10 protein-coding genes and 2 pseudogenes are annotated in these 10,838 nt (G+C 68.2%); 4 read left to right on the top strand and 8 right to left on the bottom strand.

Annotated features, from left to right (window positions below; genetic code table 11):
• Positions 1-343: 343 nt before the first annotated feature.
• The 6 genes and pseudogenes from Pmi06nite_RS31960 to Pmi06nite_RS31985 all read right to left on the bottom strand — a co-directional run bounded on the left by Pmi06nite_RS31960 (position 344) and on the right by Pmi06nite_RS31985 (position 5,734).
• Positions 344-2,488 (bottom strand): hypothetical protein, encoded by a 2,145-nt coding sequence (locus tag Pmi06nite_RS31960; RefSeq protein ID WP_203956886.1) that lies wholly within the window; start codon positions 2,486-2,488, stop codon positions 344-346.
• A gap of 203 nt (positions 2,489-2,691) precedes the next feature.
• Positions 2,692-3,012, bottom strand: a complete 321-nt coding sequence (locus Pmi06nite_RS43240) for an amidohydrolase family protein (protein WP_203956887.1) — start codon at positions 3,010-3,012, stop codon at positions 2,692-2,694.
• Positions 3,013-3,067: 55 nt separating this feature from the next.
• Positions 3,068-3,442, bottom strand: a pseudogene (locus tag Pmi06nite_RS43245) (phosphotriesterase family protein); the annotation flags it as partial.
• 681 nt (positions 3,443-4,123) lie between these two features.
• Positions 4,124-4,882: a DUF998 domain-containing protein gene (locus Pmi06nite_RS31975; RefSeq protein WP_203956888.1), complete on the bottom strand. Its 759-nt coding sequence runs from the start codon at positions 4,880-4,882 to the stop codon at positions 4,124-4,126.
• Positions 4,879-5,367, bottom strand: a complete 489-nt coding sequence (locus tag Pmi06nite_RS31980) for a MarR family winged helix-turn-helix transcriptional regulator (protein ID WP_203956889.1) — start codon at positions 5,365-5,367, stop codon at positions 4,879-4,881. The genes Pmi06nite_RS31975 and Pmi06nite_RS31980 overlap by 4 nt, the downstream gene beginning before the upstream one ends.
• 133 nt (positions 5,368-5,500) lie before the next feature.
• Positions 5,501-5,734, bottom strand: a complete 234-nt coding sequence (locus tag Pmi06nite_RS31985; RefSeq protein WP_203956909.1) for a hypothetical protein — start codon at positions 5,732-5,734, stop codon at positions 5,501-5,503.
• 71 nt (positions 5,735-5,805) lie between these two features.
• On the opposite strand from Pmi06nite_RS31985, the gene Pmi06nite_RS31990 reads away from it, so the two are divergent.
• Positions 5,806-6,474, top strand: coding sequence for a hypothetical protein (locus tag Pmi06nite_RS31990; RefSeq protein ID WP_203956890.1), 669 nt, complete (start codon positions 5,806-5,808; stop codon positions 6,472-6,474).
• Complete coding sequence (locus Pmi06nite_RS42750) at positions 6,471-6,596, top strand: hypothetical protein (protein WP_275409622.1); 126 nt, start codon at positions 6,471-6,473, stop codon at positions 6,594-6,596. The genes Pmi06nite_RS31990 and Pmi06nite_RS42750 overlap by 4 nt, the downstream gene beginning before the upstream one ends.
• A 284-nt stretch (positions 6,597-6,880) precedes the next feature.
• Here Pmi06nite_RS42750 and Pmi06nite_RS31995 read toward each other — a convergent pair whose 3' ends face one another.
• Positions 6,881-7,828: an NAD(P)-dependent alcohol dehydrogenase gene (locus tag Pmi06nite_RS31995; RefSeq protein WP_203956891.1), complete on the bottom strand. Its 948-nt coding sequence runs from the start codon at positions 7,826-7,828 to the stop codon at positions 6,881-6,883.
• A 169-nt stretch (positions 7,829-7,997) separates the two neighbouring features.
• On the opposite strand from Pmi06nite_RS31995, the gene Pmi06nite_RS32000 reads away from it, so the two are divergent.
• Complete coding sequence (locus Pmi06nite_RS32000) at positions 7,998-8,642, top strand: TetR/AcrR family transcriptional regulator (RefSeq protein ID WP_239114335.1); 645 nt, start codon at positions 7,998-8,000, stop codon at positions 8,640-8,642.
• A 533-nt stretch (positions 8,643-9,175) separates the two neighbouring features.
• Positions 9,176-9,789 (top strand): annotated as a pseudogene (locus Pmi06nite_RS32005) (Tn3 family transposase); the annotation flags it as partial.
• A gap of 67 nt (positions 9,790-9,856) precedes the next feature.
• Here the strand turns inward: Pmi06nite_RS32005 and Pmi06nite_RS32010 are convergent.
• The gene (locus Pmi06nite_RS32010) at positions 9,857-10,291 is read right to left on the bottom strand and encodes a VOC family protein (RefSeq protein WP_203956893.1); all 435 of its coding nucleotides are present in this window, start codon (positions 10,289-10,291) and stop codon (positions 9,857-9,859) included.
• Positions 10,292-10,838 lie beyond the last annotated feature (547 nt).

Raw genomic sequence — 10,838 nt, forward strand, 5'->3', positions numbered from 1 at the left:
ATCGGCCCCTCCTGAAAGCCGAAGCGGTCGCACGCCAAGAGAGTCGGCAAGCCGGATGCCCTGCGCGGATGGCATTATCGGCAGGCGCAGAGTTGCTCGTAGCTGGCCCACTGACAAAACTCTGCGCATCTACTGTCAGTAGCCCGGCGCTCAACATGTATAGCTCCGAGGGGTCGTCGGCCGTAGGGGCAGCAGCGTGCACGAATGGCCTGGCGGGCGGGACTCGATCGCCGTCTATGTGGGGTCGTTCAGCGCGGCGGTGTCCTCCAGCCCGGCCGCCTTGAGCTCGTATCCGTCAGGGATTGGTCACCCTGCCTGGTAGGCACCGACCCCGGCGCCCGTGTCAGTTCCCGAGTTCGGCCAACACGTCAAGGAGCTGACGGCGCTCCTCATCGTCCCGGCGGGCCTGCCGGCCGTAGACGCCGGTGCCTTGTATCGCGGCATTGCCGTGCCCCAGTTCACGCAGCTCAGGCAGCAGCGGGGCGGCGTCCTCCCCCAGTTCCCGTAGCGACTCGACAACCCATTTCCCGGCTCCTGTCCACGCGAGGCGCCGCCGTACGGCATCGACGAGCGGTGCGGCCTCGCCGGTCACGCGGCGGATCGCCAGCGCGGCGTTGGCGAAGTCGTGACGGTCGTCGAGTAGGTCCCGCAGTCGCGGAACGAAATCCGCAGCGGCCGGTCCGATCAGGCCGGCGAGTTTGGCCGCGTCCGCCACGTGTCTGCCGCTGTCGAGCGCGGCGGCGGCGGCACGGAGCGGCGCGTGCGTCTCCCCGGCGTCCAGCAGCAGCCAGGCCGCCTCGATCTGGACCCCGATGGCGGACGCGTCGTCCCTCCCGGCGGTGACGGCGATATCGCGCAACGCAGGAAGAAGACCGTCCAGGGGTAGCCCGTGACGCAGCGCCGTCCGCGCCGCCGCCACGGGTTCGCCGCCGGCGGCGGCCTCGGCGACGCAGGCGCTCAGCTGGCCGATGCCATCGGTTATCGCGGCGAGCGCCTCCGCGCATTGGAGGCGACGCCCCCAGGACGCCTCCGGGTCGTCGCGGACCTGGGTCAGCGCGGGCACCGCCGCCGCGGCCGCGGGGCCGATCGCGGCGAGCGCCTGGACGGTCCACCACTGGTCGTACGGGATGAGCGGGATGAGTTCGGGCACCGCGTCGGCGGCATCCGGACCCCAGTGGCGCAGCATCCGGGTCAGGGCGTTGCCCTCGTTGTGCCACCAGTTCCTGGCGAGCAGCGCGTCGTAGCCCCCTGACTGCTCCGGCCGCTCCTGAGGCAGCGCCGCCAGACGTCGTCGGACCACCGTGAGCAGGCCGGGATCGCAGGTGACGCCCGTGTCGATGAGCAGTCCCAGGACGTCGGGGGCGATCCGGCCCGCGGTGAGCGCGGTCGTGAACGGTTCACGCCAGCGCGGATCGCCGAGCGAGATCAGGATCTCCATGCCCGAGCCGAACAACCGCGCCTCGTTCGAGTTCACGTCCTCGGCGGCCGCAGGTGGCGGGTCGGCGACATAGGCCGCGAGGGCATCGGCGGCCGCTGGAGCAGCCGCGGGCACGTCCTGTATCGCTGTGGCGGCGGCGACACGTACGGAAAAGTCGGGGTGGTCGATCCCCGCGGCCAGCAGGGGCGCCGACTCCGCGCGGGCGGAGCGTGACCGCACGCACCGCTCGTAGGTCGTCTGGATCGCCGCCCGGGCGGCTTCGGCCGTCCCCCGCTCGAACAGCGTGCGGCACAACTCGGAGAACGGCGCGTTGCCGATTCGCGAGACGACGTCCCTGAAGGGGTCTCCCGACCAGATCCAGTCCTTCAGCGGCTTGCCGTTCAGCCAGCAGTCGACGACCGCCTCGGTGGCCGCGTTCGACCACGGGAGCGCGGCGTCGGCGATCGCCCACAGAGCACCGGCCCGGACGGCGGCCGGCCGGCCCGGTTCCAGCTCCGCGGCCAGCCACGCGGACGTGTTCGACGGGTCGAGGCGTCCGGCCGCTGCCAGCAGGCCTGCCAGCACGCGCGGCGACCTCTCGCGCCCCCGCCGTGCCCGCAGTGCGGGCACGACCTCGGCCGCGGACTCAGGCGGAAGGTTGCCGAGCAGGTAGGTGGCGGCGTGCCGGATCTCCACATCCGGGTCGTCCAGCAGCGGCAGCAACCGCCAGGTCTCCCGGGCCAGGGCCCTACGCACGTCCGCGAGCACGTGTGGATCGGCGTCACCGGTCGCAGCGATCGAACCGAGCAGGAACACCAGGCCCGCGCGCCTCCGGGTGCCGGGATCGGCGGCAAGCCGGGCGACGAAGGGCACGGCCCACGGGGTCGCCGAATACAGCGTGCCCTGGTGGTAGATGCTGCCGAACAGATGCTCAGTGGCCTCCCCGGCCAGTTCCTCGTCCTGGCCGACGGCGTCCCGCAACGTCTGCGGCACATCCGCGGCCGAGCCGTACGCGTGACCGAGGGAGGCCCAGTCGATGTCGTCGATGCCGTCGAGGGCGGCGTCCGTCATCCGTCTTCGTCCTTCCCATCGTCCCGCATGACCGGCGGTCAGCCTAGCCTCGATGGCGTCGGCCCCGACGCCCGCGTCAGACGGCGGTGAGCTCCATGGCGGAGTAGCCGCCGCCCACAGGGTAGGTCTTGGACCGGCGCCATCCGGCTTGGGCGAAAAGAGCGTCGTATTCGTCGAATTCGCGTTCCATGCCGCGCGTGACGTTAAGCATGTTCATGTCGACACGGGTGGCAGAGATCTGGGCGATGGGTCCGAGTGCCCGCCTCGTCCACGCCCCGCTCCCTCAGCAGGGCGCGGAAACCGGTGGCGAGCCAGGCCAACCCCGGGCCGCGGTCGAGGCTGTGCCAGAGATCGCGCCGTGCCCCGTCGGTGCCCAGGACGATCCTGTCTCCGTTGCCGTCCTGCAGCATCCACGCGACCAACCGTGCGGTGTCCTCCGGCCGGCGAAGGCCCTGGTCGTACTCCAGGTAGGCGCCGGTGCTCGCGAGCTCCCGGTGGTAAGCACGGTCGACGACCTTGTCCACAGCAGGATCGCCTCACCGGCACGCCGCGTGCGGTCAGCATCTCGACCTGGGCGAGTCCGCCGCTTCCCTGCTCGCAGTGCGTGAGCACGGGGGCACCGGTGTCGAGGTGCGCGAGCGCCGCGGCCTCGAGCACGAGGCGATCGCGGGCTGTGGGCCGCTCGCCGGCGGCGATCTTGACGATCCTGGCCCGGTGCGGCGTGCGGCGCACGAGCGGGCCGGTGTAGTCGAGGGCGTCGATACCGTCGAGCACGTCGGCGGCGAACAATGCGGCCAGCTCGCCTGGGTCCACCCGGCCGCTCCAGTGAGCCCCGCCGTAGTAGCGGACGTGGTGCAGGCCGGTGGCGGCCATCACATGCACCCCGGTCTTCTCGCTGATGCTCGCGACTCGTACGGCGTCCCAGCCGGCCGCGCACGGCATCGCGTCGACCATCTTGCCTCCTTCTACGAGGCGCAAGCAGAGAGCACGAATTTCGGTGGGACAGCGGTGTCCTCGCTGGTCTACGTGCACAAATGCAGAGTTTTGTCACTGCTCGCGCAGGGTTTTGTCAGTGCGGGTGCAGAGTTACGTCAGTAACCGCACAGAGTTATGTCAGTGACTCTGAAAAGGGGGAAGCTCGTGTTGACGCTAGCCATGGCGGGCCCCTGTCGGTCGGCCCGGCGCCATGATTGATATGCGGCTAACCAGGGCAAACGTCTCGTGCCCGGGTTGAGGCAGCTTGGCTCACTGACAAAACTCTGCGCATTCACTGTCAGTAGCACTGCGCTCAACAAAAGTAGGACCAACCAGCAGATCAATAACCCACAGTGGCCGAACCGTTACAAGATCCCCGCTCCTTCGGCGGCCGCGCTGCGGGTCTCCACCCCCGACCTCATCCAGTCGGGCACCAGCAGGGACGGAATCTCGGTCAAGCGCGATGCCCTCCGCCCAGCGGCAGCCACCGCCCGATCCGCAACCAGGTCGACTGTGCCTCCATCAGGCAGCCCCGGCGGCCAGATCCAGGAAGCAGTCCCGCCTCCAGCCCCGGCCTCTGCGGCGCTTGGGCCACCAGCGACGCCGCACCGACCGCCTTCACCCGCCCGCCGCCAGGCCCAAGAAGCCGACGAGGGAAGCTCAGTCCGAGCCTGGGTGACCGTTGCTGTCGGACTTTTCGGGCCGCCGAGCGGTCCGGATCAGATTGACCGCGAGGACAGCGGTCCATCCTGATCCGATCGTGGCGACGGCTCGCTCGAGCAGGCCGTGGACCGCCGCGGTCGAGTGCAGTCCGAAGGCGATGTAGGACGCCATGACGGCGACGCCGGTCAGTAGGGACGGGACGGCCAACTGCTGCCAGCCGGGCGTCTCTTTCAGGCGCCGCGACATCGGGAAGGGCGAGATGGCCAGGAGCGTGACCACAATGACGCCGCCGACCACGTCCTGGACACCCGCGAAGGTGGACATGGCCGCGTGTGTGCCGCATGCGCCCGACTGGCAGGGGATCTGAAGAAACGACAGGACGTTACCGAAGCCGAGGGCCGAGAGAGCCAGCATCCACGGGGCGTAGAAGGCGGTTCGGCCGGCGGCGCGCAGGGCCGGACGCAGTCCGAGGAGGGCGAAGACCATCGTGCCGATTCCAGCCGCGACCAGGAGGATCACCGGCACCTCGGCGTGGGGTGCCGTGCGTGCCATCAGGTCGCTGATGGTATCTCGGACGATGCTGTAGCTCTGTGGCTGCCAGCTCTCGGGGATCAGCCAGCCGGCCATGAACAGGATCTGCGAGACGACTCCGAGGGCGCCGAGTGCGGTCAGGGTCCTGCCGGACGCTGCTCGCCGGTCCGGCCGAGTCGGCTGAACTGCCTGGTCCCACTGCGGCAGTGGCGTGGTGCGTGTCATGACGTCCTCCCGTTGATCGTGTCGTGCTTCCACCACTGGTCACGCCTGTCCGGCTTGGCCTGCGTGGGCGCTGGGCCGGTCGCCCCCGCGAGCCGCCCGGCAAGGCGTGTGAACGTGCTGACCTCCTCGTCCGTCCAACCAGCGGTCCACGCGGCGAAGAGGCGGAGGCCATCCTCGACCAGGCGATCCATCTCCTGCTCGCCGGCCTTGCTGAGCTCGACGGTGTAGCGCCGGCCGTCTGCGGCGTCCGGATGGATCACCACGCGCCCCGACTCGCGCAGGGACTTCAGGCGGCCGGTCACCGAGGATGGCTTCGCGTTCAGTTCGGCCGCGATCTCCCCCGGCGACAGCGGGCCGCGCCGGAGGAGCAGTTCCATGATCGCCACCAGCTCGGTGTCGAAGGCTCGACCCTGCCCTCGGCGGATCACGTTCACCAGGCCCATGACGGCGCCGGCGAACGCGGTGATGTCACGTTCCTCGGTCATAGGCCCGATGGTAAAGTATTTCGTACGTCGTAGCAAATACTGGTCGGGCAGGACGAACCACCCCCACCGGACTGAAGTCAGCTCGACATGCTTATCTGCGATAACGCAGGAGGGAAGCGGCTGTGGGCGAGCCTCACCGTCTGGAGCACGGCGGACGTAGCCATCTCAGACCGCGGTTCGAGCATCCACGCCCGTCATGTCGGAGTGTGTGAGCGTCCTGTACGTAGCCGGTGCCGATCGTGGTGTAGTCGATCTGGGTGGCGATCAGCTCGCGCAGGTAGGCCTTGTTCGGCTCGAACGTCACCGGAGCGGGCAGCTCGGGCGCGAGCACCTGCTCCGGATCACTGCCGTCGTGCCAACGCGGCACGTGCCGGCGCCGGTAGTGTCGTCGCCCAGCGCAACTGACGTGAAACCGGACGACTCACGGGGGAATCCGACGTGAACCGCTCTTCCCTGCCCATCGCTGTCGCCCTCGCCCTGTCGGGGGGAATGCTGTTGACCGCCTGCGGCGGGGGCGGGTCGGACGACGGGGACAAGATCCAGCCGCCCGCGACGACGGCGGCCGCCCCGACCACCACGGCGGCGACGCCGTCGCCGACGCCGAGCCAGGCGGGTGGGCCTGGCGCACCGACGTTCGACCTTCCGTCCGACATCACGGCGGACTTCAAGGGTTTCGACAGCGGCCCCAAGAACAAGGCTGTACTCCAGGACGCGAGTTACGCGGCGAAAGCGGTGCTCGAACTGGAGGCGAGGACTAACACCAAGGTCACACCGAACTTCGCGCGCTTCTTCACCGGTGAGCGCGGTGCCGCATACGCCGACTCGCTGATCAGTCAGGGCAAGGACGGCAACGTCATCACCGGCACCTACCACTACTACAAGCCCGTGGTGAAGTCGGTAGCGGGTGGCAACCTTTCGGTCCGGTACTGCGAGGACCAGCGGAAGGCGTACGCGAAGAACGCGAAGACGGGCAAGGTCAACGTGACCACGCCCTCGTTGTCGGACTTCCGGCTGTGGACGCTGCTGATGACCAAGTCATCGACCGGCGAGTGGCAGGTCTTCGACCACACCTGGGTCAAGGGGGCGAAGCAATGCGAGGTCGCGTGACGACTTTCCTCGATCTGCTGGGAGTCATTTCCGGCGCCTGCGCCGTACTCTTTGCCGCCGCCGCGCTCCTGCTCCCCTGCGCCGACGTTGTCGCCGGCGGCGAACTCTTCACCTGGAACTGACCCGAGCCCCAGACCCGGCCAGAGGGTGACCTCGGCGGGCCCGTGAGGTCCGCCGACGCGATGCGCGTACGGCGAGACTGTCTCATCGCACGCGCCCGCCATGTCATCGATGACCTCTCCGGGCGGACGCTCGCCGCAACGTCGAGGCGCTTGTCGAGGGCGCCCCGATGTGTGCCCTCACCTTGTGGCTCGACCGCTACTGCGCATTCGTCTCGCACACCTGTGCACCCGCGGCCCCCGCCGCCGACGTAGAGAAGTTGGGGGCCGCGGCGGTGTTCGCCCCCTCACGTGATCTGGATGATGTGCTTGCCGCGGACGCCACCGGCTTCCAGGGCCCGGTGGGCGTCGGCTATCCGGTCGAGAGGGTGGACGGTGTCCACGACGGGGACGATGTCGCCGTGCTCCGCGTAACGGGTGATCTCGGTCAGCAGCTCGGTGTCGGGGTTGCCGCTGAAGACGCGTATGCGTCTGCTCCCGTGGACGGTCGAGGCGAGGATGGTGGCGAGGCTGGGGAGAAGCCTGTTGAAGTCGGGGGTGACGGCGACCATGCGCCCGCCGGGTGCCAGCAGGCGGCGGAAGCGGGACTGCTGCGTGCCGGCGGTGTCGACGATGACGTCGAAACGGCCCAGCTCGGAGAGGCGAGTCGTACGGTAGTCGAGTGCTTCGTCGGTGCCCAGGCCGCGGACGAAGTCGAGGTTTTTCGCGCCCGCGAGAGCGACGACGTGGGCACCGAAGAGCTTGCCAATCTGCACCGCGACGCTGCCCACGCCTCCGCTGCCCCCGCGCACTAGGAGTCGCTCACCGGGTTTGATGACGGCCTTCTCGCGCAGGGCGGTCACCGCCGTGGCCCCGCCGGCGAGCAGTGAGATGGCCTGCACCGGGGTGAGATTCTCCGGAGCGGGGGCGATCTGGCGGGGGCGTACGGCGACGTACTCGGCCATGCTGCCCGTCTTGCGCCCCAGCAGCCCCCACACCCGGTCCCCTTCACGTACTCCAGCGACCGACGAACCGACTTCGGCGACCTCCCCGGCGAAGTCGATTCCGCTCGTCTTGGGGAAAGTATGGCCGGTTACCAGGCGCATTTTCCCGGCCCGATCGAGCAGTTCGCCACCGTTGACGCTGGCGACGTGCACCCGCACCAGCACCTCGTCGGGCGTGGGGGTCGGCGTCGGCCGCTCGCCCACGTAGAGGACCTCCGGGGGGCCGTATCGGTCGAAGAGGGCTGCACGCATGTCGCTCATCATCTTGTCCTGTGTCGCGTTTCGGAGCTGCGGAGGCGCTGTGTGCGCCCGCTGGTACGCTCACGCTAAACCTGTAAGTGGATGACATCGTCCGTTTAGCTTGAAGTGAGAGACATTGCCTGCTCAGCCATCTCACAAGCCGTCCGGGCACGTCGGCGATGTGCCCGGCGAAGCAGACCCGGCGGGCCTGCGCGCCGATGCCCGGCGTAACCGGGAACGCATCCTTGAAGCTGCGCGCGAGGTGTTCGCGGCCCAGGGCATTGACGCCCCTATAAGCGCCGTCGCCCGCCGCGCCGGCGTCGGCGTGGCCACCCTCTACCGCCGCTTCCCCACCCGCACTGCGCTTGCCACCGCTGCCTTTGCCGAGCAACTCGCCCTGTGCGCGGCAGCCTTCGACGAGGCCCTTACTGACCCTGATCCCGGGCACGGCCTGTACGCACTCCTGGAGAAGGTGTGCACCACACAGGTGACCGACCGCGGCTTCGCCACCGTATTCCTGGATCAGTTCCCCGATGCCCTTGACCACGATCACGAACGCGACTGCGCCGAAGAGGGTCTGGCGCGGCTGGTCCAGCGTGCCCGCGAGACCGGACAACTGCGCGACGACTTCGACCCCGCCGATATCACCCTCCTACTCCTGGCCAACAGCGGCCTCGCCGGACAACCGCGAGAAACCGCCCTCGCTGCCTCCCGGCGCCTGCTCGCCTATCTCTTCCAGGCTTTCCAGGCACAGCGCCCTGGCTCTCTCCCACCTCCCGCAGCGATGGAACTGCGCGAAATCCGCCAGCCACCGGGCCGCCCGTGAGCCCGATCACGCAACGTACCGAAGGTGAGCATTCCTCACACTTGCCCAGGGGCCTCTAACAAATGACCAGTTGCGAGAGTTCTGCGAACACCCCGGAGCCGATCACGTTTCCCCAGCTCGACCTGACCCAGGTCTGCAAGCGGAGGTCATAGCTCGCCACCACAACGCGCGAAGTCATGACCAGTGACACCGGCTACTGCTATCTAAGCGAACGACGGCTCGCCCGGAGGGACTGCGAGACAAAACGAGTTTCGGTGGGACAGCGGTCCCCTAGCAGCCCTACCAGGGCAAACGCAGAGTTTTGTCAGTAGTTGCGCAGGGTTTTGACAGTGCAGGCGCAGGGTTATGTGAGTGGCACCGAGGGGAGACCACTGGCCGGCAGTGGGCTCTCTGTCGCATCGGCTGTGCGTCGTGATCGATAATGCGCCTGACCACGGCGAACATCTCACGCTTGGGTTGCCGGCAGCTTGGCCCACTGACAAAACTCTGCGCATTTACTGTAAGTAGCACTGCGCTCAACAACCGCGAGCGGCTACGGGCCGCTGGAGGCGATCGCCCGCAACAAGATCAACCGGACGAAGATCCAGACGCAGTGGTCCGATATGGTCCGGGTCGCTGGTGACCAACCAGGTCCTATGACCTGCTGCGCATGTTCTCCCGGAACGGCAACCCCACCCCGCTCGGGCAGGCGTTCGCCGAGTACGGCCGCATCGACAAGACGCTGCACCTGCTGAGCATCCTTGACCCGATCGACGACACCTACCACCGGAAGCTGAACAAGCAGCTCACCGTGCAGGAATCCCGACACCGGCTCGCCCGCAAGATCTGCCACGGCGGGGGCGGCCAAATCCGACAGGCCTACCGTGAGGGCCAATAGGACCAACTCGCAGCTCTCGGCCTGGTCGTCAATGTTGTTGCCCTCTGGAATACCCGCTACCTGTCGGACGCTGTCGACCAACTCCGCGCCCAGGGCGTGCCCGTCAAGGACGAGGACGTCGCCCGGCTTAGCCCGCTGGGCCACGCCCACGTCAATTTCCTGGGCCGCTATGCCATCGCTTCCTCCGGGCCTTCCGAGGGGCTGCGCGAACTCGGCGAGATCCCCGATCTTCCCGAGATCAACAGCAGCGCGGTGCGAAGGGAGAGCTGACGGACGCCCCCCGTGAGAGCCGATCAGTGAGTCGGGTCAGTGTCGCGTTCAGCGAGGTAGCCGTTCGTCAGTCCAGGCAGAACTCGTTGCCCTCGACGTCCTGCATCACGAGACACGACTCGTTTTCTTCATCGGCGGGCAGGAGCCGTACGCGTTTGGCGCCGAGCGGGATCAATCGTGCGCATTCGGCCTCAAGAGTTGCCAGGCGCACGTCACCAACGAGCCCGGTGACGACCCGCACGTCAAGGTGCAGCCGGTTCTTGGCGACCTTGCCTTCGGGAACACGCTGGAAGTACAGCCGCGGACCGACCCCCGAGGGGTCGCTGCATGCGAACCATGAATCCCGCTGTTCGGGCGGCAGAGTGCGATTGAAGTCGTCCCAACTGGCGAACCCCTCAGGCGGTGCCGGCGCGACGTACCCCAACACCTCGCACCAGAAGCGACCGACGCGCTCAGGTGATGCGCAATCGAAGGTGACTTGAATCTGCTTAACGGATGCCATGGGCGAATCCTCCCATGGATCACCATAAAGACCGTGATCGCCCACCTGCGTCCGGCGGGATCGGCGAAGCCCCGAAAAGATTCGGACCTCCTGCTGTGACAGCCTGAACGCCTCGCTCGCGGCGCGCCTCCCCGGTGGGTCTCGATGTGGCGAGACGATCGGCGGCTGGATGGTCAGGCGTTCATGCACAGGACATAGATGACTCCGGAGATCGGGCCGGTACCGGGCGTGGTCTTCACCGACCAACCCACCGATACTTCGCCCTCTGTCACGGGAACACTCGAGCGCACCGCGGCGCCGTCAGGGAGCACGAACCCCCCGCCGGTCGCGATCCTTCCTGGCAGGCACCTCACTTGCCCGGCTCCGTCGGCGATCCGGGACTGAAGGATCTGGATGTCGGGCGCTCCGGCGGTGCTGGGCGGGCCGGCGGGACCCAGGACCTGGGGCCCGCCCGAGTCGACCGGCCTCGGGACCGGCGGAGGGGTTCGCGATCCTCGGCGTGCCGGAGTCGCGGCCGGGACAGATCTGACAGACCGTCAGTCGTTCA

Origin of the sequence: Planotetraspora mira (assembly GCF_016863275.1) — a bacterium.
GTDB classification, from domain to species: Bacteria; Actinomycetota; Actinomycetes; order Streptosporangiales; family Streptosporangiaceae; genus Planotetraspora; species Planotetraspora mira.